This is a genomic window from Sphingobacterium sp. WOUb80 (genome assembly GCF_050058145.1).
Lineage (GTDB): Bacteria > Bacteroidota > Bacteroidia > Sphingobacteriales > Sphingobacteriaceae > Sphingobacterium.
In genome coordinates this window covers 2,860,105-2,886,445 of record NZ_CP165617.1, presented here as the reverse complement: position 1 = coordinate 2,886,445, position 26,341 = coordinate 2,860,105, and the positions used below count along the sequence as shown (strand labels likewise).

At 40.1% G+C, this 26,341-nt stretch carries 17 protein-coding genes; 14 read left to right on the top strand and 3 right to left on the bottom strand.

Annotation, left to right across the window (positions count from 1 at the left end):
- The first annotated feature begins 91 nt into the window (after positions 1-91).
- The 4 genes from AB1Z56_RS12295 to AB1Z56_RS12280 all read left to right on the top strand — a co-directional run bounded on the left by AB1Z56_RS12295 (position 92) and on the right by AB1Z56_RS12280 (position 3,456).
- A complete protein-coding gene (locus AB1Z56_RS12295; protein ID WP_426792161.1) occupies positions 92-610 on the top strand; it encodes a hypothetical protein in 519 nt (172 codons plus the stop codon).
- Positions 597-1,097 (top strand): hypothetical protein, encoded by a 501-nt coding sequence (locus tag AB1Z56_RS12290; RefSeq protein WP_070567934.1) that lies wholly within the window; start codon positions 597-599, stop codon positions 1,095-1,097. Before AB1Z56_RS12295 ends, AB1Z56_RS12290 begins: the two co-directional genes overlap by 14 nt.
- Positions 1,081-1,830 carry a YoaK family protein gene (locus AB1Z56_RS12285; protein WP_426792160.1) on the top strand — a complete coding sequence of 250 codons (750 nt, stop codon included), beginning with the start codon at positions 1,081-1,083 and terminating at the stop codon, positions 1,828-1,830. Before AB1Z56_RS12290 ends, AB1Z56_RS12285 begins: the two co-directional genes overlap by 17 nt.
- Before the next feature lie 162 nt (positions 1,831-1,992).
- Entirely contained in the window at positions 1,993-3,456 is a 1,464-nt protein-coding gene (locus AB1Z56_RS12280) for a glycoside hydrolase family 76 protein (protein WP_426792159.1), read from the top strand.
- Between the two features lie 52 nt (positions 3,457-3,508).
- Here the strand turns inward: AB1Z56_RS12280 and AB1Z56_RS12275 are convergent, their stop codons facing one another.
- The gene (locus AB1Z56_RS12275; protein ID WP_426792158.1) at positions 3,509-4,288 is read right to left on the bottom strand and encodes a response regulator transcription factor; all 780 of its coding nucleotides are present in this window, start codon (positions 4,286-4,288) and stop codon (positions 3,509-3,511) included.
- 2 nt (positions 4,289-4,290) lie between these two features.
- Positions 4,291-7,446: a two-component regulator propeller domain-containing protein gene (locus AB1Z56_RS12270; protein WP_426792157.1), complete on the bottom strand. Its 3,156-nt coding sequence runs from the start codon at positions 7,444-7,446 to the stop codon at positions 4,291-4,293.
- Positions 7,447-7,619: 173 nt separating this feature from the next.
- Here AB1Z56_RS12270 and AB1Z56_RS12265 point away from each other — a divergent pair, with 173 nt between their 5' ends.
- From AB1Z56_RS12265 to AB1Z56_RS12225, 9 genes are all read left to right on the top strand, one after another.
- The gene (locus tag AB1Z56_RS12265; protein ID WP_426792156.1) at positions 7,620-8,780 is read left to right on the top strand and encodes an aldose epimerase family protein; all 1,161 of its coding nucleotides are present in this window, start codon (positions 7,620-7,622) and stop codon (positions 8,778-8,780) included.
- 201 nt (positions 8,781-8,981) lie between these two features.
- On the top strand, positions 8,982-12,173 hold the full coding sequence (locus AB1Z56_RS12260; RefSeq protein ID WP_426792155.1) for a SusC/RagA family TonB-linked outer membrane protein: 3,192 nt from the start codon (positions 8,982-8,984) through the stop codon (positions 12,171-12,173).
- Positions 12,174-12,178: 5 nt separating this feature from the next.
- The gene (locus tag AB1Z56_RS12255; RefSeq protein WP_309363136.1) at positions 12,179-14,002 is read left to right on the top strand and encodes a RagB/SusD family nutrient uptake outer membrane protein; all 1,824 of its coding nucleotides are present in this window, start codon (positions 12,179-12,181) and stop codon (positions 14,000-14,002) included.
- A 10-nt stretch (positions 14,003-14,012) separates the two neighbouring features.
- Positions 14,013-14,687 (top strand): DUF3823 domain-containing protein, encoded by a 675-nt coding sequence (locus tag AB1Z56_RS12250; protein WP_313267260.1) that lies wholly within the window; start codon positions 14,013-14,015, stop codon positions 14,685-14,687.
- Between the two features lie 2 nt (positions 14,688-14,689).
- Positions 14,690-16,735: a beta-L-arabinofuranosidase domain-containing protein gene (locus AB1Z56_RS12245; protein WP_426792154.1), complete on the top strand. Its 2,046-nt coding sequence runs from the start codon at positions 14,690-14,692 to the stop codon at positions 16,733-16,735.
- A 40-nt stretch (positions 16,736-16,775) separates the two neighbouring features.
- Entirely contained in the window at positions 16,776-18,620 is a 1,845-nt protein-coding gene (locus tag AB1Z56_RS12240) for a glycoside hydrolase family 2 protein (RefSeq protein WP_426792153.1), read from the top strand.
- 90 nt (positions 18,621-18,710) lie between these two features.
- Entirely contained in the window at positions 18,711-21,185 is a 2,475-nt protein-coding gene (locus AB1Z56_RS12235; protein WP_426792152.1) for a glutaminase domain-containing protein, read from the top strand.
- 54 nt (positions 21,186-21,239) lie between these two features.
- Positions 21,240-22,328 (top strand): family 43 glycosylhydrolase, encoded by a 1,089-nt coding sequence (locus AB1Z56_RS12230; protein ID WP_426792151.1) that lies wholly within the window; start codon positions 21,240-21,242, stop codon positions 22,326-22,328.
- Positions 22,329-22,395: 67 nt separating this feature from the next.
- Entirely contained in the window at positions 22,396-23,457 is a 1,062-nt protein-coding gene (locus tag AB1Z56_RS12225; RefSeq protein WP_426792150.1) for an acyltransferase family protein, read from the top strand.
- Here AB1Z56_RS12225 and AB1Z56_RS12220 read toward each other — a convergent pair.
- Entirely contained in the window at positions 23,449-24,393 is a 945-nt protein-coding gene (locus AB1Z56_RS12220; protein WP_426792149.1) for an alpha/beta fold hydrolase, read from the bottom strand. The genes AB1Z56_RS12225 and AB1Z56_RS12220 overlap by 9 nt on opposite strands.
- Before the next feature lie 427 nt (positions 24,394-24,820).
- Between AB1Z56_RS12220 and AB1Z56_RS12215 the strand changes: the two genes are divergently transcribed.
- Positions 24,821-26,326: an ankyrin repeat domain-containing protein gene (locus AB1Z56_RS12215; RefSeq protein WP_426792148.1), complete on the top strand. Its 1,506-nt coding sequence runs from the start codon at positions 24,821-24,823 to the stop codon at positions 26,324-26,326.
- The last annotated feature ends 15 nt before the right edge of the window (positions 26,327-26,341 follow it).

Below are 26,341 nucleotides of genomic sequence, written 5' to 3'. Positions count from 1 at the left end.
AATATCGGTCTTAAAATTCTAATAGAAAGTTAATTCCAGATTCATTCGGTTGCCATGATGACCTATTAATTTTGTATAAAAATAATTGGATATGGCAAAGGCAATGCGTGTATTGATTCCAAGTGATTTTACGATTGATTCGCTTTTTTTTGTGATTCATAGTATAGAGCAATCGACAGCCGAAGAACTTGAAATCATTCTTGTCTATGGTAATAAGAGCAGTACATCGATCAGCGAACTATTGGGAATCACATTGGATGACCAACTCAGTAATCTTCAATCGGAGGACTTTTTGAAGGCCTGCCAGATGATCTGTCATCGTTATGAAAATCGTAAGCTAAATATCTATACAGATATCATCGGTTCTGACAATCTCAATTATTTACAACATTATTTGCGCGGAGCTCGGATTGATGAAGTCAAAGTTCCCACAGATTATGAATTTGAAAAAAGAACACGGCATTTTTTCGACGTTGGACAGGCTTTGCTTCACTTGAGTAAAAGTAAGCAGAAGAATGTCTCGATCGTAGAAAGACCCGGGACAAACAAAACCGGAGGAAATGTTTTGGCGGATTTATTTTTTAACAAAAAATGGGATGTTAATTATTAAGAGAAAAATATTGGCACGGTTCAACTTTGTTTTGTTGTCCTTTTTGCTTTTGGGAGCGAGCTCCATGGTGATGTTTTATGAAAACCCTGAGCGGCTTTTAGAGGGAGAATGGGAAGAGCAAGGTTGGTACTTTGAGAAAGTGGAGAAATCTCCAACATTCAAAAAACAGGCAGTTATCCATGAGGGGATAAAAGATGCTGCCATTGCGCATCTTCCACCATTACAGGATGGATTGTGGCATTTTGAAAAAATGGGTGACAAAAATTTTATTGCCCATCATGAGGACAAACAATACAATTGGTTTTTGAAGGGACGAGGTCATATCCTTGAGCTTCGGAAAAATGATGAGCTTATAGAAAGCTTTGTCATACAAAAATTGAATAAAAACCAATTGATACTGCATCTTAACTTGGATATGCAGACGAAAGGAATCGCACGAATTGTGCTGAAAAAAGGAGGAAAGGAAAAATATGCTGAGAAAATATAGCAATCATAGAACGATTCAAGATAATATCAAATTAGGGGGAATAACTGCATTCTCTGCGGGAATGGTCAATGTCGCATCTGTCATTGTCTTTTTCTCGTTTACATCCAATGTAACAGGTTATTATGCTGTTTTTGCGCAAGAGATTGCGAAAGGAAATTGGTATCAAGGTGCAGTAGTGCTATTTTGGATTTTACTTTTTCTAGTGGGGAGTATGCTTTCGAATCTTATCATCATTCATGGTAAAGGACGTTTTAGCTCCTATCTGACACATTCCATTCCGTTGGCATTGGAAATACTGAGTATATTATTTGTGGGGATATATCTTGATGTATTTTATGAAGATTCTTTGAAAGAAACAGAGATTCTTGTCGGTGCATTGCTGTTTGCAATGGGATTACAAAATGGTTTAACAGCGAGCATATCGAATTCTGTTGTGAAAACGACGCACTTGACAGGGCTAACGACAGATTTAGCAATATTGATTTCGATGTTCACTAAGGAGTCGAACCGAAGCAATAAGGCATTGGTCGACAAATTCCATTTACTGCTTAGTATCGTGGGAGCCTATGTCATGGGAGGGCTTGTGAGCGGTATTTCATTCACCTATTTATCGAATAAGACATTTTACGTGGTTTGTTTTGTTCTTTTAATCATTGGTTTGTACGACCATTACAAATTGTATCTATTGAAAAAGCAATTTGTAAATCGTCATCGTCAGCCAATGGCAGCTTAGTTGACTGAACTAAGTCTCGGTTGACTGAGCTTGAGGACAATCCATATAATCGCATTTTTTGAAATGCGATTTTTTTTGTTCAAAAATGCTTATCTTCAACCTCAGTTATCGCGCTCTACCAAAGCGAATGAAAAACTAAGTAATCAATTTAAAAACCATATCATGTTCAAATCCTTTCGCTTTCGGCCCTTTTTGGCATTATCTCTCATTTCTCTGTCAGTATCACCCCTCTGTGTAGAACAGGCTTGTGCACAAGAATTGTACACCCAAAGATCAGTACATGATCAAAATAAAAGTCAGCAGAATCTTTTACGGGCAATCCAATTGATTGATCGATCAATGGACGTCTATTTTACCGGTGAAGATTTCAAAATGCATCGTTTTTATAACCCATTTACGAAGGTTCGATCCGAAGAAACAGCTAGTGTATGGATGTATTCTGCTTCCATAGAAGCTGTAAACGCTGTGTTGAGTGGCTTGAAAAAGCAACAAAAGGCAGGTAATAGCGAGCTTTACGGAAAGTATTACTCCCGCTATGTGGATTTATTGGCTAAGCTTCATGCAAATGCAGCTTATTATTTAGGGACATTTACGCTAACATCTTTTACACAACATAAAGAATGGACGGTGTATGCTGTCGATCGCGTCCGAGAAAAAGGAAAAGCAAATGTAACTGGAGTACTGAATGTCTATGATGATCAGATGTGGCTAGTACGGGAATTATTGGAAGCTTATCATTTGACTGGGCAAGAACGCTATTTGCAAGAAGCTGAGTACCTTACTGCTTATGTTCTTGATGGTTGGGATTGTACTTTGGATGAGAAAGGGAAAGAGCATGGAGGAATCCCATGGGGCCCAGGATATGTAACTAAGCATGCCTGTAGTAATGCACCGATTATTAGTCCGCTTGTTGCATTGTATGAAATCTATAAAAAGAGAGGAGATCAAATCCTCGCGCATTCCATTGATCCGAAAGATAAACTAACTCGTATTTCTAAAAAAGAGAGGAAGAGCGATTTTTATCTTCGTTATGCTAAAAGGATTTATGACTGGCAAAAGGCATATCTTCTTAATGAAAAGGGTGTTTATGCGGATATGATGGGTGATTGTTTTCCAGATTGTTCTATAGCTTATGAAACGGTCAATGGCGTACAATATCGAAAAAATACCGAGCTCAGAAAAGCGGTTGGAACAGCATTTTCCTATAATAGTGGAACGATGATTTCTGGAGCCGCCGACTTATATCGTGTTACGAAAGCAAAAAGCTATTTAGAAGATGGTAAGAAACTCGCCGATGCGACTTTTATTTATTTTGGAAAGTTAGGGCAGCAGATTCCTGAGCACTATACCTATGCAACAGATGGTTTTAATAATTGGTTTAACGGCGTGTTGTTAAGAGGATATACCGCTATATCTCCCAATTATAGCAAGGCTGGACTGTATGCAAAATCTTTTCAGGAAAACTTGGATTACGGCTATACCCATTTCTTGAAAGATGGATTTCTGCCGAATGACTTGCTTGGAGGCTGGGCAAATGATAAAAGTAAGAATGATTTGGAGGGAATGTTTATGTTTACTTATGCAGCACAGTATGCAACACTTGCGCAAGTTGAACCAACAAAATAGGTGCACGCTTGGACGGACACCTATTTTTATTCAGATATGATTATTTGCTTGTTCAAGATTTAGATAAAGCAGTTTGAGCGTCCTGAAATTCGGTAGGACTTTGGCCAAACTGCTTTTGAAAATTACGTGAGAAATGAGTAGCGGAACTGTAGCCCAATAAATTAGAAATTTCGTAAACTTTATATTGTTTTTGAATAAGCAGTTCTGCCGCTTTTCTGAGCCGAGTTAAATTAATCAGTTCATTGGGTGATAGGCTGGATACCACATTGATTTTGCGGTAGAGCGTAGGTCTACTCATACAGAGAATATCTGCCATTCTATCGACATTAAACTGGGGATCATCGAGATGTTGCATAATGATTTCTTCAATTTTCAGCAAGAACTCCTGTTCACTCTGATTCTGGCCGATCTGCTGTATTTGCGACATCGGGTTTTTAATAAAAAACTCCTTGACCTTAACTCTATTCTTTAATAAACTAGCTATTTGTGCTCTTAAAAAAGCGGGCGAAAAAGGTTTTTCAATGTAAGCGTCGGCACCAAATTCTAAACCCTGAATTTTTGATTCAATACTATTTTTTGCCGTTAAAAGTATAAGTGGAATATGTGCATAAGCGATATTTTCTTTAATTCTTTGACAGAGCTCAAAACCATCCATTTCCGGCATCATTACATCGCTTACGATCAGATCGAAGTACTCCGTGGACAATAAGTCCAAGGCCTCTCTTCCATTGGAACTTGTTGTTATCTGATAATCTTCATTGAGATCATCTGCAATAAATTCGAGCAGTTCGGTATGATCATCTACTAATAATAAATTGGATTTCGCATTCATAATTATGGGTTTGTATTGTGATTCAAAGGTAACGTCAAGCTAAATACGTTCAATTGGAGGTCGTTTGTGCTATATAACAAGATACCTTGGTGTTTTAACGTCAGAGATCTTGTCAATGCCAAGCCCAGACCGCTTCCAGGAACATTCTTATTTTGTTTTAAACGATTGAATGGTTCAAAAATTCTTTCCCTTTCTTCTGAAGGAATTAAAGCTCCGTCGTTTTTCACGGTCAATATAAAGATATTTTTCTGTTTATCCATATTCAAATTCACTTCGATATAGGATGATGAATATTTAAGCGCATTATTCAATAAGTTGTAACAAATCTTGTCGAAAGCGTCTATATCGACCTGACCTATAATATCGGGCATAATGTGCGACACAATCTGCTTTCCCTGTACCTGGAGTGTGACTGTAAAATTGTTGATGATTTCCTGAACCGTTTGGCTTATGTTTTCTGACTCAAAGTGTAATTTGAATCCTTCCGTTTCGACCTGTCTAAAATCCAGTAACTGATTGCTAAGCGCAATCAACTTCTCCGTATTGTTCTGCATGGTCAATAATAGCTTGTCTGTTACAGGATTGTGATCTACCTTATCCATAAGCTTTTCTAGCGGGGCTTTGATCAATGTTAATGGCGTACGTATCTCATGGGCGACATCCGTGTAAAAATTGATTTTTGAACGGTAGAGTTCCTGCTCACGGAGATTTTGTACGGTTAAAAGGTGCTGTCGATTGCGCTGTTTGATCTTTTCATTGAAATGATGAATCACAAAGATAATGAGTCCGGCAAGAATGAGTGCATAGCAGATAAAGGCCGGTACACTTGCCCAGATAGGGGGAAGAATGGTGATTTTAAGACTGGCAAAAGTAGGAATCGTATTCCCATTGGGATCTTCCGCTTTTACAGTAAAAACATAGTTGCCGGGAGCAAGTTTGGTAAAATAAGCACGTTGATTGCTTGTAATATCTATCCAGTTATCGTCAAGACCATCCATTTTATAACTATAGTGAATAGAGTGGGGGGCTTGGTAGTGTAATGCCGCAAAATCAAGACTGAAGGATGATTCGTCGTGTTTTAGTTTGATATTTTTTGTGAATAAGATTGATTTTGATAGAATACTTGCATCGGTATATTGATTGATCGCTCTATTGTTGATGTAAAAATTAGTGATATAAATCGGTATTTGATTCTTATAGTTAATTTGGTTTAGTTTTTCAGGGTTGAAACGTATAAGGCCATTGATAGTACCGAAATAGAAGTTCCCATTGTCGTCATCAAAAGATGAATTGTAATTGAACTGAATCGTCGGTAGGCCTGACTCCAAGTTGAAGATCCGTTTTCTACCGCTGGGAAGATGGTAGCGTACCAGACCTTTTGAAGTACTCACCCAAAGGTTGTTTTGCTTGTCTTCTAGAAAGGCGAGTGTCACATTACTTGGCATTCCTTCCGCCAAGCCAATGTTTTCAAAGCTATCTTGATTTGGTTTTTTCTTTGCCATTCCACCTTCTGTAGCTATCCAAATTTGGTTTTGCGAGTCCTCAAATAAGCTATTGACCCTATTATTGGGCAAGGCATTGGGATCGTTCTGGCGATGGGTAAAATGCTTGAAATACTTCGTTGCCGGATTATAACAAAAAAGCCCATCTCGCCATGTACCTACCCAGATATTTCCCTCTTTATCTTCCAAAATAGTCGTATAAAACATGTATTCAGGGACATTATCAATCAGATGGAATGATTTTTTTTCGAGATCAAAGCGGTATAATCCGCGCGTTGAAGCGGCGAGAATTTCTCCTTTTCGAGTTTTATAGAGATAAAATAGAAAATTGCTTTGTAGATCAGAAGGGTTTGCATTGTTATTGCGATCAATGTGATAAATTACTTTTTGAAGCTTTGGCGAAAATATGTCCAGACCATTGACGAAGGTACCGATCAGTAGTTTATCACCAATGGGAAGAACGCCATGGATATTATTGTTTGCCAGATTCCCCCGCTTATCGAAAAAGTTTTGGATATTACCCGACTTAGGGTCCAGTTTAGATAGCCCTCCATTTTCGGTGCCTATCCATATATTCTGATCGATATCTTTTTTGATAATGCGTACAACAGAGCCTTTTAGGCTCCCGGGGCGATCTTGCGGGAGGAATTTTTCGATGATACTATTGTTCTTATGATAATAGTTGATCCCACCAAAATAGGTTCCCAACCAAATACCTTCATCCTTATCCTGTAGGATGTTATAAATGGCATTGTCAGATATACCCCAAGGGTTTTCTTGTTCTTTCTGAATGTTGATGTAACGTCGGCTAGCAATTTGATAAATGAAGAGGCCAGACTCCGTTGCAAACCAATATTCATGATCATTTGGCTGTATAATATCTCTGACATAGAGAAATTGATGCAGTTGATCTGGTCCAAGGATGGACTTAAGGGATTTATCTTGAAAGCGATAGCTATAAACACCAGTTTTTGAGGTGCCAATCAACAAGTCTCCCTGGCGGTTTTCTGTTATTTTCTCAATACTAAACCAATCTTTAGTACCATATTTCGCCTGAAAATCAAGTATGAGTACGGGTTTTTCGGAAGGACCTATCTGGAAGATTTTGCCTTCAGGAGTTCCAAAAAATACAGAGCCACTTTTTGTGCAGCTGATGGAGGTAATATAGAGATCTGATTTTGTAAATTGTTGAATTGCGTGACTAACTAAATCATGGCAATAGAGCATTCCATTTGATATAAACCAGATCCTTTTGCGTTGATCGGTAATAATAACAGGGACGTCTGCATTTTCAAATTGTTTGCTCAAGAGTCTAAATTGTTCATCGACAGGATCGTAGCAATAGATTCCCTGATCTGTTCCAATCCAAATTCTCTTTCGAAAGTCTTCTTTCAAAGAGATGATATTATTGCCACCTAAACTGTTTTTTCCAGATTTGGAGGCATCAAAATGTTTGAAATTATTACCGTCAAAGCGATTTAGACCATCTTTTGTGCCAAACCAAAGAAAACCCTGACTATCCTGCATACTACAGATGACCGCATTATTTGATAACCCTTCATTGATTTGATAATGATTAAAATAATAAGGCTGCGCATGGAGCAATCTCGGAAGCAACAGAAAGAATAGAAAACGTAAAGACTTCAGGTTGATCATGATCATTTGGTTATTGATACAAAATAGTGCTAAAATGAAACAATTTAATCTTATAATTTCTAAAAAAATTAAGACTTTAGCCTATATATTGTAATCGCTAAAATTATAAAAAATCTAGAAAAGGACGCAGGTTCTATCTAAACAAAGATTATAAACCATTTAAAATATTACGAATGAAAGGAAAAATGACCTTGCTTGGTCTTTCTGCAATGTTGGCATTTTGTGTGTCTTGTCAGCAATCGACGGGTTCTAAAACTTCAAAAGCAGATTCTTTATCGGCCTTCATGGATACTGCACAGTTCAGCGGAACTATTGATCAAAAACAGGCTTATCTATATGAACTGAGCAATAAAAATGGCGTACAAGCTTATTTTACCAATTTTGGTGCACGTTTAGTGGGATTATGGGTACCTGACAGTAAGGGTGAATTATGCGATGTTGTTTTGGGTTTTTCTAAAGCGGCTGATTATAATAATCCCAAAGAACCATTTTTTGGTACTATTGTAGGGCCTTTTGGTAACCGGATCGCCAAGGGGAAATTTAAATTGGATGATAAAACCTATACATTGGCGGTAAATAATGGACCCAATACGTTACATGGAGGTTTCAAAGGAGTGCACTTTGCCAATTGGACCTTAAAATCGTCAGATAAATCATCCCTTACATTTGCCTACACCTTACCTGATGGGCACGAGGGTTTTCCAGGAAATATCCAGATGGAAGTGACTTATACGCTTAACGATAATAATGAATTGATGATTGCCTATCGTGCTACTTCCGATAAAAAGACAGTGATCAATTTGACCAATCATGCTTACTTTAATTTAAATGGTGAGGGAAGCGGTACAATTCTGGATCATCAGCTTCAATTGTTTGCGAATGAATACACACCAGTGGATAGTACACTAATACCAACAGGGCAATTGGCACCAGTAAAGGGAACAGCTTTTGATTTTACAACCTTGAAACCAATAGGAAAAGATATTAATGCCAATGATCAGCAACTGAGCTTTGGAAAGGGGTATGATCATAACTTTGTCTTAAGCAAGGAGAAAGATGGCGAGTGGTACAAAGCAGCCCATGTGATTGGAGATAAATCGGGTATTGTTATGGATATTCTGACTGCAGAACCTGGAATACAATTTTATAGCGGTAATTTTATGAATGAGCAAGTGCAATTGAAGAACGGTAAAAAAGACTCCTTTCGTACAGCTTTTTGTCTTGAACCGCAGCATTTTCCGGATGCACCAAATCAGCCTAATTTTCCAACAACTGTCCTAAACCCCGGGCAAGTTTATCAAACGAAATCCCTGTATCGTTTTTCGGTAAAATAATACATATTTAATAATGATTGGTTTGAAAGTACACCACTGAAAAGAGGTGTACTTTCTCTTTTTAATAGACTTTAAAACGTTTTAGGTCTATTTTATTTATTTGATACAAATAGGCAGTTTTTTGAGAAAAAACGAAAGTCTGTACGATTGAATATACCTTAATTTTGGACAAATCAATTATACAAACTAATCAATCTAGGTATGTTTAAGGGTCTTAAATGTCTGCCAATATCTGCTACATTGCTCTGCTGTGCGAGCAGTTTTATCCCCTTAGCTAAGGGAGCTAATTTAATGCCAGTTTCTTCTGATGGGATCGAGTTGCAAAAAGCAATAAAAGGGGTTGTTAAGGATAAGGATGGCAATCCGATCGTAGGAGCTACAGTCGCTTTAAAATCCAAACCAAATACAGCCGTCTCAACAGATGCAAAAGGTAATTTTAGTCTGACAGGTGTGAATGCCGGGGATCTACTGACTGTAAGTTCGGTAGGGTATATTTCAAAAGAAGTGGCAGCGAGTGCCGATTTGGCAATTACTTTAGAAGATGATAATGCACGTATCGATGAAGTTGTTGTGGTAGGGTACGGTACACAAAAGAAAGAATCTGTTACGGGTGCAATTACGGCAATTTCTTCGCAGGATATTTCGCGATCGGTGGCAACAACAACTTCTGGAGCCCTGGTCGGAAAGATAGCAGGGGTCAATAGCCGTATGTCAGATGGACGGCCAGGAGCAGCCACAGGGATCAGTATTCGGAATATGGGAACACCCTTATATGTAATCGACGGTGTTCAAAAAGATGAAGGCCAATTCAACAATTTGGACTTCAATGATATTGAATCGGTTTCGGTATTGAAGGATGCATCGGCCGCTATTTATGGTGTACGTGCGGCCAATGGTGTTGTTGTTGTGACGACAAAGAAGGGAAAGCGGGGCGATAATAATACTTTTAATATCAATTCCTATTACGGCTGGCAGAGCATGTTCCGCTTTCCCAAGCCAGCAGATGCCAGTACTTATATCAAAAGCTATATTCAGTCTGATGCTATTCTCGGAACCGAACATCCACAATATACGTTGGCGGATCTTGAAAAATGGCAACAAGGTACCGAGAAAGGATATCGTCCTTTTGATTGGTATGATTATATTCTCAGAACCAGCCCACAGACCTATGTTTCGGGTAATGTCAGTGGTGGATCGGAGAAAATTAATTATTACCTGAGTGTAGGACATTTGGATCAGCAATCCATCATCCGTAATTACGGCGGTTTTAATCGTACCAATGTGCAAATGAATATTGACGCGAATGTATCGAAACGATTAAAGATAGGGGCCAATTTGAACGGACGGATCGAACAGCGCAAACAACCTGGAGTACCCGGTGCTGACGATACTTGGCAGGCCTTATTTGCGATATATCGTAACCTGCCTACAGCGCGACCTTTTGCCAACGATAATCCTTTGTATCCAACGCAAACATCGCCTAATGCCGAAACCAACTTTGCGATGTTGAATTATGATCTATCGGGTACATATCAGGAAAAATGGCGGGTGATGCAGTTAAATTTTAATGCGGAATATAAGATCACAAATGATTTGATTGCTAAGGGGACAATAGGCTATTATCTGGCCAATAAATGGATGGATAATCAAGAGTTTACCTATAAACTATATGGCTACGATGAGAAGACAGATACGTATCCGGTCACTTTTAGCATGGACAACCCTTGGCGGGAAAGATCTATTTCGCAGGTGGAAGAAATCTCCACCCAATTTACCTTAAATTATAATAAGCGATTCGGTAAACATGGAATCAATGCTGTGCTTGCTGCTGAGTCCATAAAAAGGGATAATCCAGACGTTTACGTGCACGATCGTCCAGCATCCAATGCCTTGAGTTTGATCTATTTTCAGACAATGGACACCTACAATGATACGGGCGTGAATACCCAGGCGAGAGCAGGTTTTGCAGGTCGGGTCAATTATGATTATGATCAGAAATATCTCTTGGAGCTTTCTTCGCGCTATGACGGTTCTTGGAAATTTGCTCCTGGAAGTCGATGGGGATTTTTTCCTTCGGTATCTGCAGGCTGGCGTGTTTCATCCGAAAAATTTTGGTCTGAAGGTATGAAAAAGGTATTGGACGATGTGAAATTAAGAGGATCTTACGGTGTATTGGGCGATGATAATTTGGATGCCTGGGAATATTTTGCTTTTGGTTACTTAAGTGGATATAATTATTTCCGGAAACCTGTCCGTGACGGCTATCAGAATATAGTCGGTTCAACAATTGATGGGAATTACGTGATTGGTTCTCAGGCGAGAGGTCTTCCTGTTAAAACACTTTCTTGGATTCAGGCCCATATGCTAAATGTTGGTTTGGACTTTAGTACGCTAAAAGGTAAATTAACAGGTTCGGTAGATTTCTTCCGTCGAAAAAGAACAGGACTGCCCGCGAAGCGAGAAGATGTATTGATACCGAATGAAGTAGGCTTTAGTTTACCTTATGAAAATCTGAATTCAGATATTCACCAAGGTATAGATGGATCATTAATGTGGCGGAGTAGCGTCAATGGATTTAACTATTTCGTAGGCGGTAATTTCACTTTCGCACGGCAAACTGATGGTGAGCAATATAAACCACGTTTTGGAAACTCTTTGGATCAATATCGGAAATCGATCTATGACCGTTATGCCTTTCTCAATTGGGGATTACATTCCATTGGACAATTCCAGTCCTGGGAAGAAATTGCAAATTATGATGTAGACAATGACCGTAAAGGTAACTCATCATTACGGCCGGGTGATATCAAGTACGAAGATATTAATGGCGATAAAGTGATCAATGAGCTGGATGAGCGGCCAATCGGATATCGACAAGGCGGCCTTCCTTATTTCAATTACGGAATTAATCTTGGTGGCCAATTTAAGGGATTTGATTTGGCAATGGATTTCACCGGAGCAGCTTTTGCTTCCTTTAATCCGAGTTATGAGGCCGTATTCCCTTTTCATGATGGTGGCAACAATCCGCAGTACTATATGGAAAACCAGTGGATGTTGAGTGATATTACGGATCCAAATAGTGCCTTGATCCCTGGAAAATATCCTACGTTAATTAAAGGAAATAGGGATCATAGCAATTATTGGCATAGTGACTTTTGGCTTACCAATGTCAACTATCTGAAATTAAGAAATCTGCAGATCGGATATACTTTGCCGGATAAATGGATGAAACCTCGAGGAATTCAGAAATTGAGGATATATACCATGATGCAGAATCTGTTTAGCATAGATAATTTGGGTGATATGAAGATAGATCCGGAAATCACAAGTGATTCGGGCGTTCAGTACCCAACAAACAGAGTTATAAATGTTGGTGTTACCTTAACTTTTTAATGAAGATGATAAATAAGAAAGTTATTTTATTGGGTGTATGTTTGGTATGTACATTTTCAAGCTGCAATAAATTTTTGGAACGGGAATCACAGGCTATTTTTACGGACGATCAGATCTTTTCGGATCAGAATATGATAAAATCTGTGCTAGCGAATTATTATGGACGGATTAGCTGGGGACAGCAATTTGGCGACAATGGATCTTTTGCGATGTTAGACGAGGCCGGATTTTCAAGTGGTGGCCCCAATACAATGCAGGAATTTCCGAATGACTTTTGGCGTATGTATGACTATGAACTGATTCGCAATCTGAATCAATTTATCGTAGGTGTTCGTCAATCATCATTGGACGAAAATAATAAAAAGAGTATCGAAGGCGAGGCGAGATTTATTCGTGCTTGGACCTACTTCAATATGATTAAGCGTTTGGGAGGTGTGCCTTTGGTGGGGGATAAGATCTATGACTATACGGGTGGTATGGATCCGGCAGAGTTGCAGACACCTCGATCAACAGAAGCCGAGAGTTATAATTATGTGATTAGCGAATGTACCGAGGCGGCTAAAATGCTCGGTATAGAGAAAACCATAAATTCAGCTAGAGCGAATAAATGGACAGCTTTGGCACTCAAGGCGCGAGCAAGTCTGTACGCTGCTTCTATAGCGAAGTATAACTATAAAACACCGGATGTAAAAACGGCAGGGAATGAGGTGGGGATTCCGGCAGCCGAAGCCAATAAATATTACCAGATAGCTTATGAATCCGCATTGGATATTATCAGCAATAGCCCTTATGCGCTCTATAATGGAAATGCCGACAAAGGAAAGAACTTCTACCTTGCCGTAAGTTCAAAATCAAGTAGCAATGAAGTTATTTGGGCGAAGGATTATGCGTATCCGGGTGAAACACACTTTTTTACCAACAATAACATTGCCTCATCCGTACGTGGAGATATTGATGCCAATTTTGTTACGCCTGTTTTAAATTTGGTGGAAGCATTTGAATATACAAATGATCGGAATGGTACGTTGAAAACGAAGACTGCCACGGGAGATTACATTTATTACAATAACCCAGAAGAGTTATTCGCCAATAAAGACGCACGCCTATATGGTACTGTAATTTATTCTGGTGCTGATTTTGCTGGTACCAAAATCACTTATCAAGCCGGTGTTCGATACAAAGAGGGGGGTGTTTGGAAGACGATGACCGCAATACCCGGTGCTTCTGATTCCAAATTTGGAGGAATTATTACAAGCAAAGATGGCCCAACGACTTCCAACGATATGTATGTCAACAAAACTGGATTTAATATCAGGAAATTTATCGACGAAAATAAAGATGCCTCTACTCGTGGGCGTGGATCAGATATCTGGTTTGTGCGCTTCCGTTATGCTGAATTTCTGCTGATTGCTGCAGAGGCCGGACTTGAACTTGGTAAACCGCAAGCTGAGTTAACGGGATATGTCAATAAGATTAGGGAGCGCGCGGGGATACAGCCATTGACGACTATTTCTTTGAATGATATCATTCAGGAGCGCCGGGTTGAATTTGCCTTCGAAGATCATCGTTATTGGGATCTGAAGCGTTTGCGTATTGCCCATGAAATCTGGAACGGAAGTGCTGATAATTACAATGCGGTGCACTATGCCCTATTTCCATATAAAATATATGCTCCAGGGGATCCGAACGATGGTAAATGGGTTTTTGAGAAACAGAAATCGAGTCATACACTCTATCCAAGAAATTTTAAATATCAGAACTATTATAATTTCATCGATCAAGGCTGGATTAATAATAATCCTAAGTTAGTTCGAAATCCTTATCAATAGCATTAGTCTTATGAAAACTTTTTTTTGTAAATTAATAGTCAGTTTGTGTTTGATCGTAGGTGTATTTGCTTGTGGCAAAGATAACTATGATGCACCTAAAAGTACACTGAACGGCCGGGTAACCTACAATTCAGAACCTCTGGGAGTAAGGGGGTCAAATCAGTCCGTTTCACTTCAACTATGGCAAGATGGTTTTCCACTTCGATCTGCTATTAATGTGTATGTGACGCAGGATGGTTCATTTGCTGCAAAGCTCTTTGATGGGCAGTACAAATTGGTGGCAACCAGCGGAAATGGCCCCTGGTTGAATAGTACCGATACAGTGCTGGTGAATGTACAGGGCAATACAAGCATCGACTACCCAGTTAAACCTTATTATACCATGAGTAATATTACTTATAATGTTCAAGGAAATATGCTAAAAGCTTCTTTTGAGGTCAAGACAATAGATGCTTCAAGAACGATTGATTTTGCAACCTTATTGGTCAATGATACAAAATTCGTGGATTTGGGTCAATATACCTATAAAATGGAAAAAACTGGAATTAGTACGGGGCATGTCGACCTGGAGTTGGATATCAAAGATATTTTGACCAAGAGTGCTGCAGTATATGCGCGTGTGGGCTTGAAGATAAGCGGTATCACCGAGGCGCTATACGATAGTTCACCTAAGAAATTAAAATAGCAATGATCAAAAGAACTAGCTTTTTAAGCCTATTCATGGGCATCGGTCTCGCTACCTCTGCGCAAACAGGAATAGCAACAGCTGTAGACCAATTACCATTAACCGGTAAGAATACACAATATGTTAATAATAGGGCTCCTTTAAGACAGAATGCCTTGATAAAATTACCCGTGGGCAGTATCGTCCCCGAAGGTTGGCTTGGGAAGTATCTGGAGCTACAGAAAGATGGTCTCACAGGCCATTTGGGAGAAATTAGTGCTTGGTTGTCCAAAAAAAATAATGCTTGGTTAAGTACGGATGGGAAAGGAGATTATGGCTGGGAAGAAGTTCCTTATTGGTTAAAAGGCTACGCTAATTTGGGCTACATCTTGAAAGATCCTAAAATCATAGCGGAGTCAAAGATCTGGTTAGAAGCAGCGCTAAAAAGCCAGCGTCCTGATGGATACTTTGGACCATTGATCCTACGTAATAACAAACCGGATCTTTGGGGAAATATGTTGATGCTATGGTGTTTGCAGTCCTATTATGAATATAGCGGTGACCAACGTGTTTTAACGTTGATGACAAATTATTTTAAATGGCAAGCCAATTTGCCAGATAGTTTTTTTCTCAAGGACTACTGGGAGAATAGCCGTGGTGGCGACAATTTGCTATCCGTATATTGGCTCTATAATAGAACACAAGGTAATGAATGGTTGATGGATTTAGCGGATAAAATCCATCGGAATACAGCCAATTGGCGGCAGAAAGATGATTTGCCCAATTGGCATAATGTCAACGTAGCGCAGTGCTTTAGAGAGCCAGCAACCTATTATCTGAAAAGCCAGTCGACTGCAGATCTTAACGCAACCTACGATAATTTTCATTTTGTCAGACAAGTATTTGGTCAGGTTCCGGGCGGCATGTTCGGTGCCGATGAAAATGCACGTCCGGGATATACCGATCCCCGTCAGGGAGTGGAAACCTGTGGAATGGTGGAGCAGATGGCTTCCAATGAAATCCTTCTCGGGATAACAGGCGATCCTTTTTGGGCGGATCATGCGGAAGAAGTTGCTTTTAATACCTATCCAGCCGCTGTGACAGCCGATTTTAAAGCATTACGCTATATCACGAGCCCTAATATGACTATTAGCGACAGCCATAATCATGCTCCCGGGATTGATAACAATGGGCCATTTTTAATGATGAACCCCTTCAGTTCACGTTGTTGTCAACATAATCACAGTCAGGGCTGGCCATATTATGCGGAGCATCTGTATATGGCAACAAATGATAATGGTGTTGCGGCAGTACTTTATGCCGCATCAAAAGCTGACGTCAAAGTCGGAAACAATCAAGCCATTCATATCAGACAAGAATCCAATTATCCGTTTGAAGAATCGCTGCGATTTGAAATAGGAACACAGGGTAAAACGGTTGATTTTCCCTTTTATCTCCGTATACCAGCCTGGGTGAAACAAGCCAAAGTAACGGTTAATGGTAAAAGTCAGGCTGTGGAAGCCGGTGCAAAATATATTCGGATTCAACGGCAGTGGAAAGACGGCGACAAGGTCGAACTTTCCTTACCGATGACCATAGATCTGAAAACATGGACTGCCAATAAAAATTCAGTTAGTATCCAGCGTGGACCATTGACCTATGCACTCAAAATCAAAGAGAATTATGTGAAAAAGGATAGTAAGGCTTCGGCAATTGGGGATTCTAAATGGCAGGAGACTGCAGATCCATCAAAATGGCCATCCTATGAAATCCTTCCTGCAAGTGACTGGAATTACGGACTTGTACAAAGTCAGCTACAAGCTATTGACCAACTAAAAGTAGTCAAGAGGCCATGGCCTAAAGATGCATTTCCTTTCGACGCAGAAGCAGTACCTATTTCGATTCTTGTGAAAGCGAAACGTATTGATGGGTGGAAAATTGATGAAAATGGACTAACGGGCGTATTGCCCCTGAGTCCTGTGGAAACAAAGGGTGAGGTGCAGGAAGTTGAACTGATTCCCATGGGGGCAGCACGTTTGCGCATTGCTGCTTTTCCAACTGTGAAATAATGTAAATACGATATATAAATAAATGACTTAACGATTTTTTATGATGAAGAAAACCCTATTTTTTGCCAGTTTGATGATGGCAGCACAATTGAACTTTGCTCAGGATTGGAAACCCGCAGGGTCACATATATTAACTCCTTGGGGCGAGAAAGTAACGGCACAAAAGCCACATCCTGAATATCCTAGACCACAATTAACCAGAACCAATAACTGGCAGAATTTAAATGGACTATGGAAATATGCTGTCACTCCAGTAGGCACTAAAGAGATTCCTCGTCAATGGGACGGAAATATCCTTGTTCCTTTTGCTATTGAATCGGCATTGTCTGGTGTTGGTAAAGAGGTCGGAAAAGATAAAGCCTTATGGTATAATAATACCATAACATTGGACAAGTCTGTCAATAAAAATAAAGTCCTGTTGCATTTTGGCGCGGTAGATTGGCAATGTGACGTTTATATAAATAACCAATTGGTCGGAAGACATGAAGGGGGCTTTGATCCTTTTTCGATGGATGTGACAAGCTTTCTAAAAAAAGGAGCAAAACAGGAAATAGCCATTCGGGTATGGGATCCGACTGATGATGGATCTCAACCACGCGGTAAACAGGTAAATAAGCCGAATGGTATATGGTACACACCAGTTACGGGAATTTGGCAGACCGTTTGGTTAGAAAGTGTTCCACAAACTTATATAGTGAGCACCAAACAGACTCCGCGATTGGATGATGCTGTCTTGGCCTTTCAAGCTTCCGTAGAAGGAAGTCAAGCCGGTGACGAGATAAAGGTGCGTGCATTGGATGGCGGAAAGCTTATTAAAGAACAAATAGGACAACCCAATACATCTTTTGATCTTTCGGTACCCAATTTGGAGCCCTGGTCGCCGAGTAACCCTAAGCTCTATGATTTGGAAATTCAGCTAATTCGAAAAGGAAAAATCGTAGACCAGGCGAAAAGCTATTTTGCTATGCGGAAAATAGCTATGCAGAAAGACGAAAATGGTGTTCAACGTTTAATGTTAAACAATAAGTTTACCTTCCAATATGGTCCATTGGATCAAGGCTGGTGGCCAGATGGTCTACATACAGCACCCACGGATGAAGCGCTGAAGTTTGATGTTGTTAAAACAAAGGAAATGGGATTCAATATGATCCGTAAACATATCAAAGTAGAACCGGCGCGCTGGTACCGTTACTGCGATAGTATAGGTATGCTTGTCTGGCAAGATATGCCTAGCGGCGATCTTGGCGGAAACCATTGGGATATGCAACCGGGAAAAATATCAGGTGGCAATCGGGATAAAGTACGTTCGCAGGAATCTGAGGGTTACTACAGAAAAGAGTGGAAAACCATTATGGAGGTATTGCACAACTACCCAAGTATTGTCATCTGGGTACCTTTTAATGAGGCTTGGGGGCAATTCAAAACAAAAGAAATAACGGAATGGACAATGGCTAATGATCCTTCAAGACTCGTAAATAGTGCCAGTGGTGGTAACTTTATGGAAACTGGACATATCTTGGATATTCATAATTATCCGGACGCAGCCATGCCTGATCCAAATTTGTTTGGCGCTAAGCAAGTGCTTGCATTGGGTGAATTTGGTGGTCTGGGATTACCGATCGATGGGCATTCCTGGCAGCAAAAAGACAACTGGGGATACCAAAGTTTTAAAAATAAAACGGAATTATTGGAGCGCTATAAACGCCTGATCCATGACTTGACACGTCTAATTCCTATGGGATTGTCTGCCGCTGTTTATACACAGACAACAGATGTGGAAGTAGAAACAAATGGTTTGATGACCTATGATCGTAAAGTTGTCAAAATGCCTGAAGCGGAATTGAAAGCTGCACATCAGGCGCTTTATAATGCACCTACCAAATAATTGATAGCTATATGGCCGCAACTCGGGTTGCGGCCTAAATTTATCGCTGAAAGTATACCTGTCAACCTAAACCTATTTTATACGAAATCAATGAAATTAAAATTACTAATTGCAACGGCTATTGTGTGTCAATCGGTATCGTCGTTTGCACAAAAACAAGTCCTTAAGAATGAGCTTCGCGCGCCTGCCTATCCTTTAGTAACAATTGACCCCAATACAAGTGCCTGGTCCTATAGTAACGAATTAAATGCGGATGTTGTACGACATTGGACCGGAAAATCCTTCCCCTTACTGGGTGTCCTTAAAGTGGATGGGAAATCCTATCGCTTCTTAGGTAAAGAAGAAGCGGAACTCTTGCCTTTGGCACGGATGGGCGAACATGCGGCATGGACGGGAAGTTACGTTGTCAGCGAACCCGCTTCTGACTGGATGAAACCTTTATTTGATGCACGGCAATGGAAGACTGGGGCAGCACCATTCGGTACCAAGGACAAAGAACCCAATGTGGAGACTGATTGGCAGGAACCTAAAATTTGGATTAGAAGGGAAGTTGAACTGACTGAGGATCTGACAGGAAAATCTGTATATATAGAATTTACACATGACGATGACGCTATTTTGTACGTCAACGGTATTGAAGTTGTTAATACAGGTAATTCGACAGGTAAAAATAGTCGGGTCAAACTGCCCGAACATGTCGTAAAAACATTGAAAAAAGGAAAAAATATACTGGCGGGTTATTGCTATAATAGGGTAGCGAACGGATATTTTGATTTTGGACTCTTTACAGAAAAAGAAGGTAGCATTCAATTTGACAATGAGGCGAAGCAGATCGCTTCCAATGTGCAGGCAACACAGACACATTACACGTTTAATTGCGGGCCCGTCGATTTAAATATTACATTTACTGCGCCGATGTTTCTGGATAAATTGGACTTAATGGCTAGACCCGTAAATTATCTTTCCTATATGGTCCATGCGAAGGATGGCAAGAAACACCAAGTACAACTTTATTTGGAGGCAGCACAAAATTGGGCACTGAATTCTCCACTTCAAGATGCAGCAAGCAGCTCCTTTGTCTCAGGAAATCTCCAGTTTGTAAAGACAGGAAGCAAAAGCCAGCAGGTTCTAGGAAGGAAAGGTGACGACCTACGGATAGATTGGGGGTATTTTTATATGGCTGGTGCAAAATCAAAGACAAAGTCCGCGGTCGGAAGTAGCCATCAATTACGGTCTAATTTTCTGAAGAGTGAAAATAGCTCTTCTTCAAATGGAGGTCAACAATTGGCACTGATGCAAACTTTTGATGTCTCATCAAGCTACCAGGATAAGATCTTATTGGGGTATGATGACCTGTATTCCATCCAATATTTTGGACAAAATTTACGACCTTATTGGAATACCAATGGAAATAGTTCCATTGAGAAGCAATTTGAACTGGCCGACAAAGAGTATACTGCTCTCAAAAAGGCTGCTGATAAATTTGATGCCGAATTATGGGGTACAGCTTTGCGCAACGGAGGTGAGGACTATGCCGCATTATGTGCCTTGGCCTATAGACAGGCAATCGCTGCCCATAAACTTGTCAAGGCACCCAATGGTGATCTGCTTTTACTGTCCAAGGAAAATGACAGCAATGGATCAATAGGAACGGTTGATGTAACCTATCCTTCAGCTCCGATTTTCTTATACTATAATCCGGAATTGGCAAAAGCACTAATGAATGCTATTTTTTATTATAGTGAAAGCAATAAGTGGACAAAGCCTTTTGCCGCGCATGACGTTGGAACCTATCCTTTGGCGAATGGCCAAACCTACGGTGGGGATATGCCCGTGGAAGAATCAGGCAATATGCTGATATTAACTTATGCTTTAGCCAAGGTCGAAGGCAATGCAGCTTATGCCAAAAAACATTGGAAAGTGCTATCTACCTGGGTAGATTACCTAGTAGATAAAGGTCTTGACCCAGAAAATCAGTTGTGTACAGATGATTTTGCAGGCCATTTTGCGCATAATGCCAACTTATCAATTAAAGCTATTTTAGGTATTGCATCTTACGGTTATCTGGCCCAAATGCTTGGTGAAGAGACTACGGCGAGAAAGTATCTGACCGAAGCAAAAGCAATGGCGATGAAATGGAAAGAGATGGCCGAAGATGGGGATCACTATAAGTTAACTTTTGATAAAAGTGGAACCTGGAGCCAAAAGTATAATATGGTCTGGGATAAATTGCTTAAGATGGATATTTTTGACCCCTCTATCCGTGAAACTGAAATTAAATACTATCTCGGCAAACAAAATAAATACGGACTTCCCCTGGACAATCGTCAGCCTTATACCAAAACCGATTGGATTATTTGGACGGCGACCATGGCAGATGATAAGCCTACCTTTGAGACATTTTTAAAGCCAGTCTACCGTTTTATGAACGAAACAACAGACCGTGTTCCCATGTCGGATTGGACGTATACAGACCGTCCTAAGAGAGCTGGATTTAAAGCAAGATCCGTTGTTGGGGGCTATTTTATCAAAATGTTGGAAGAGAAATTGGGAAAAGCAAAATAGCTTTTCCTATGATATAGAAAATAATATAAATAGAATAATAAGATGTTGAATGCAATGTTGTTAAGATATTGGATTGGCGGAGTTGCCGTAATGAACCTGTTGAGCTCCTGTGGAAGCGCTAGAGGTTCAGTGAAGCAGTCGGGTCAAATAACAAATGCTAGGGCTCAGCATAAGACCTACAGCAATCCGGTTTTCGAGCCTATACTTGCTGATCCTACAGTCGTTAGAGATCCTCAGAGCAAAATGTTCTATGCGTACGGGACAGCCGATAATTGGGGCGACGGAAAGGGGCAACGTCTGGTGTCTATTCTACAATCGGCTGATCTTGCTCATTGGACTTGGATTGGCACGGCCTTCAGCTCAAAACCGAGCTGGAAAGCCGAGGGGGGAATCTGGGCACCAGATGTGGTGAGGTTAAATGGTAAGTATATATTATATTATGCCTATTCAACATGGGGAGACCCCAACCCCGGTATCGGTGTAGCCCTAGCAGATAGACCGGAAGGCCCCTTTACCGATCAAGGTAAACTTTTTGATAGTAAGGAGATCGATGTGCCGAATTCAATAGACCCTTATTTTTTTACAGAAAATGGGAAGAATTATCTGTTCTGGGGTAGTTTTAGTGATGCGAATACGCAGGGAACATATGGTGTTGAACTCGATGAAAATGGGACCGCGGTACCTGATTTAAATAAAAAATTTAAAGTTGCCGCAGGAGATTTTGAAGCTGTGGTGATCTATAAACGAAAGGGATATTATTACTTTATCGGATCCAAAGGCTCCTGTTGTGAAGGAGAAAAAAGCAGTTACCATGTTCTTGTGGGCCGCTCTCGCAATCTGAAAGGACCCTATGTGGATCAGGAAGGTCGCAATCTTACACAGCGGGGGAGTGGAACACTGTTGTTAAAAGGAAATGATAAATTTGTGGGGACGGGCCATACTTCGCGCATTATTGCAGACGACAAGGGAAAAGATTGGATACTCTATCATGGTATAGATCCAAAACAACCTCGTGTGGCTACGGGGGGAAATCGCCGGATGCTATTTTTGGATCAGATTGTCTGGGATAAGGACTGGCCCAAAATTGAAGGGGCGACCAGCAGTGTTGAGGGGCAACCAGCACCAACGTTTAATATTAAATAGAATTTTCAATAGTTAGCAGTGGATCGCCGATTTTTGTTGGTCTTGATTTTCGCTGTCGATAAAAAATATGATACATCAAACGAAGAAACATTTTGAACTTCTTGACGCCATGCGTGGGGTGGCCGCAATCGCAGTCGTACTGTTTCACTTTATGGAAATTGCGCAACCGGATTACCGCAATAGTTTTATTCCACATAGCTATTTAGCCGTTGATTTCTTCTTTTGTTTATCGGGGTTTGTAATTGCCTATGCCTACGATCAGAAGTTGGTCACAATTGGTCTAAAAAGATTCTTTCTCTTACGTTTGCTGCGATTGCACCCATTGGTTATAATCGGTACATTGATTGGTTTATTCGCATTTATTTACGATCCATTCAGTAATTTGGCCGGCTCATTTTCAGTCTTGCAAAAGATGGGGATGTTCATCAGTGGGATAACGCTGATACCATATCCCGCTGTACCAGAACGATATTTTAATCTTTTTCATTTAAACCCACCTACATGGTCGCTATTTTGGGAATATATCGCCAATATAGCCTATGCTTTGGTCCTGGTACGGATTCCAAAAAAGTTTCTTTGGGGAATAGTGCTCCTCGGTGCAGCAGCGCTATGTGCCGAATCATTTCGTTCCGGCTATTTAGCTGTCGGTTTTGGAGCAGACAATTTTTGGGCTGGCGGAATTCGCTTATGGTTTTCGTTTTCAATGGGACTACTTATTTTTAGATCCAACTGGACTATTTCTAACAAGCTTCCTTTTTTCAGTATTCTAGGTCTACTTGCCGCCGTATTTTTTATTCCATTTTCTGAAGCTTATGGTAAATATATTGATCCTATTGTCGTTATCTTCTATTTTCCTTTATTACTCATGCTGGGGATAGGAGGGCAGCCTGTTTTTGGAGGCGTCAAGAAGTTATGCAAGTTCTTAGGTGATACTTCCTATCCACTCTATATCATTCATTATCCATTTATCTGGATTTTTATGAGCTACGTGGAACTCCATCACCCATCGAATAAGCAACTGGCCGCGATAATTGTAATTGGAATGCTGTTGTTGATTTTTTTAGCTTTATTAGTCTTTAAATATTTAGATGAGCCTATTCGGAAATATTACGGTCGTAAACTAAAGTAAATGGCGATGAAGCCAGTTACTGATGAACTGGAATACCTCCATTTTGCAGTCTTCATTAAGAATTTCATGCCGCATACCTGCATACAATTTAAGCGTTATATCGGTTTGCCCCTGTGCACTTAACTGTGCAGCACTTTTTTCAACGCCTATTCCAAAATCTCCAATTGGATCATCCTGTCCGCTGATAAATACAATTGGTAGATTTTTTGGAATATTCTTGGTAGCCTCGATATCTGTCGCTTGCAAGGAAAGGTCTAAAACGGTATGAAATCCATTGTTGGTAAACAATCCTCCGCAAAGTGGATCTTCCAAAAATGAAATACGGTTTGCCTGATTTATGCTTAACCAATTGCTGTTATTTTGGTTGGGCTCGTTCTTAAATCTAGCATTATTGCGTTTGTCAAAAATACGATTGATCAATTTACTTCTTCTTTTGGGAGCAATATTATTGAGAAGAGTAAGTAAAAGGCGAAAGGCTGTGGATCCTTTTTGACGTTGGCCTGTCCCTACGACAATGGCCCCCTTAAATTGCCTGCCAATTTTTTGTAAAACACAACGCGTAACAAAGGATCCCATGGAGTGCCCTAAAATAAATTGAGGCAGTTGTGGATAGGCTTCACGTAAGAAGTTACTCATTGTAATGGCGTCATCAATGAGTTGTTCTTTAGCCCCATGTTGTTTAAAATACCCCAATTGATCGGCATCTAGAGCTGTCTTTCCATGACCCAATTGATCGTAGGTTAAAACCGCAAAATTCTGTGTCGTTAGATAATTGGCTAATTCTTGATACCGACCACCATGCTCCTGCATGCCATGTACCAGGAGTATTGTTGCCACTATCTGATTGTCGTCGGGTACATACAAACGATAGAAAGTTTTATGTTCATTTTCAGTCGTCGCGCTGATTGTATAAAAATTGGATGCTACCTTGCTCATTATACCGCTTTATTTTAAGTAAACTAAGATAATTTTAGTGCATTTGCAAGTTTAACAATCTTCTTTCCGATTTTGTTCGAATGAGACCGAAAGGCTTTAAGGGCAGTTGATCAATGAAAATTAGCACGATTAAATTTTGTGGTTTGGGAATATTTTTTAGATTTGCATTAATTTAGAATTAATTTAAATAAAGTAGTTGTTCTATTTTAAACATGGGCTTGTCTGTATGCAGAAATTGTTGTAAAAAATCGAATTCGGAAAGCTCCCATGTTCTTAAAATATACGCATTTACACTTATATTCTGATGAAACCTGCACGATGTATTTCGACCCAAGTTATCGTATGACTGAAGCTCAATTTGCTGAATAATTGAGTAGGGAATGAATAGGCCATGTTACTTCATCAACTTCAAAAGACAAATAAAAGGATGAAAAAGACACTTTTAGCAGCTTTATTATTCGCTGCAACTTATGCACAGGCGCAAACAAATTCGTTAATGAACGGCGAGTTTTGGAAAGGTAAACCTACCTTGACAATTGTTAAAGAAGAAATCAGCAAAGGAAATAGCCCTTCTCAGCCTAATGCGGCATCCTTTGATCCAGTCACAATGGCGATATTAAATGGCGCTCCGACGGATGTTGTCAAGTTTATGATCGAACAAGAAGGGAATAGTGTAACGAAGAAGACGCATCACAGCCGTAGTTATTTACACTGGGCAGCGTCAAGTGGAAATGCGGAGCTTGTCGAGTTTTTAATTGCAAAAGGATCGGATGTCAATTACCAAGATAGCCATGGTTACCCAATTATTGCTTATGCAGCTTCGACAGGAAATACAAATACTGCCGTCTATGATGCTTTGTTTAAAGCGGGTGTGAATCCCAAACAAAAATATGAAGGTGGTGCTACATTAATGATGCTTGCAGCGTCTGCAGACAAGGACCTTGCATTGACGGATTATTTCATAAAAAAAGGATTATCTATTCAAGATAAAGACGAGTCGGGCCGTACAGTGACGGATTATGCGGCTAAACTTGGAAATACCGAGCTAATGGAGAAATTCATCGCCCGTGGCGTAAAACCAACCAATAATGCGTTATTTTTTGCGACTCAGGGTTCTAGACAAGCATCGAATGGTTTGTCGGTTTATACCTATTTGGTTGAAAAGTTTAAATTGGATCCCAAGGCTATAAATAAAGAAGGAGCGACAGTGCTACATGCTTTAGTTCGCAGACCAGATATGGCCGTGATCAATTATTTTTTGGATAAAGGTGTAGATGTCGCAAAAGCGGACAACGAAGGAAATACAGCGCTTATGGTGGCTGCTAGTGGTAAGGATGCTAAATTGGTCGAGCTGCTGCTTACTAAAGCGAAGAACGTAAATGCAGTAAATGAAAAAGGCGAGTCTGCATTGACTAAAGCAATAGCGAATGGAACTCCGGAAGTAGCTGCAGCATTGATTAAAAATGGAGCCGATACCAAGGTATTGGATAAGGAGGGTAATAACTTAGCTTTCTATTGGTTTAATTCTTACAAAGAATTGCCACAGGGGGGCAGACCAGGTGGCCAGGGAAATGTGTCACAAGGAGATGAGTTTAAAGAAAAATTAACTATCCTTAAGACGAACGGATTGGATGTTGTTGCTCCACAAAAAAATGGTAGTACATTGTATCATCTGGCGGTAGCCAAAGAGAATGTGAAGCTTATCCAGAAGGCCAGCGAACTTGGCGTAGATATTAATGCACAGGATAAAGAGGGAACAACTGCATTACACAAGGCAGCTCTCCTAGCGAAAGACGATTCCTTACTAAAAACATTGGTTTCGCTTGGTGCAAAAAAGGAATTGAAAACAGAATTCGATGAAACGGCTTATGATTTGGCGAAAGAGAACGATTTCTTGTCTAAATCCAATGTGCAGCTTGACTTTTTGAAATAAAATTAGATACAATTG

Bases quoted from the DNA above. Each gene is read 5' to 3' on its own strand.
- AB1Z56_RS12295 (WP_426792161.1), top strand. From the start codon at position 92: ATGGCAAAGGCAATGCGTGTATTGATTCCAAGTGATTTTACGATTGAT.
- AB1Z56_RS12290 (WP_070567934.1), top strand. From the start codon at position 597: ATGTTAATTATTAAGAGAAAAATATTGGCACGGTTCAACTTTGTTTTG.
- AB1Z56_RS12285 (WP_426792160.1), top strand. From the start codon at position 1,081: ATGCTGAGAAAATATAGCAATCATAGAACGATTCAAGATAATATCAAA.
- AB1Z56_RS12280 (WP_426792159.1), top strand. From the start codon at position 1,993: ATGTTCAAATCCTTTCGCTTTCGGCCCTTTTTGGCATTATCTCTCATT.
- AB1Z56_RS12275 (WP_426792158.1), bottom strand. From the start codon at position 4,288: ATGAATGCGAAATCCAATTTATTATTAGTAGATGATCATACCGAACTG.
- AB1Z56_RS12270 (WP_426792157.1), bottom strand. From the start codon at position 7,446: ATGATCAACCTGAAGTCTTTACGTTTTCTATTCTTTCTGTTGCTTCCG.
- AB1Z56_RS12265 (WP_426792156.1), top strand. From the start codon at position 7,620: ATGAAAGGAAAAATGACCTTGCTTGGTCTTTCTGCAATGTTGGCATTT.
- AB1Z56_RS12260 (WP_426792155.1), top strand. From the start codon at position 8,982: ATGTTTAAGGGTCTTAAATGTCTGCCAATATCTGCTACATTGCTCTGC.
- AB1Z56_RS12255 (WP_309363136.1), top strand. From the start codon at position 12,179: ATGATAAATAAGAAAGTTATTTTATTGGGTGTATGTTTGGTATGTACA.
- AB1Z56_RS12250 (WP_313267260.1), top strand. From the start codon at position 14,013: ATGAAAACTTTTTTTTGTAAATTAATAGTCAGTTTGTGTTTGATCGTA.
- AB1Z56_RS12245 (WP_426792154.1), top strand. From the start codon at position 14,690: ATGATCAAAAGAACTAGCTTTTTAAGCCTATTCATGGGCATCGGTCTC.
- AB1Z56_RS12240 (WP_426792153.1), top strand. From the start codon at position 16,776: ATGATGAAGAAAACCCTATTTTTTGCCAGTTTGATGATGGCAGCACAA.
- AB1Z56_RS12235 (WP_426792152.1), top strand. From the start codon at position 18,711: ATGAAATTAAAATTACTAATTGCAACGGCTATTGTGTGTCAATCGGTA.
- AB1Z56_RS12230 (WP_426792151.1), top strand. From the start codon at position 21,240: ATGTTGTTAAGATATTGGATTGGCGGAGTTGCCGTAATGAACCTGTTG.
- AB1Z56_RS12225 (WP_426792150.1), top strand. From the start codon at position 22,396: ATGATACATCAAACGAAGAAACATTTTGAACTTCTTGACGCCATGCGT.
- AB1Z56_RS12220 (WP_426792149.1), bottom strand. From the start codon at position 24,393: ATGAGCAAGGTAGCATCCAATTTTTATACAATCAGCGCGACGACTGAA.
- AB1Z56_RS12215 (WP_426792148.1), top strand. From the start codon at position 24,821: ATGAAAAAGACACTTTTAGCAGCTTTATTATTCGCTGCAACTTATGCA.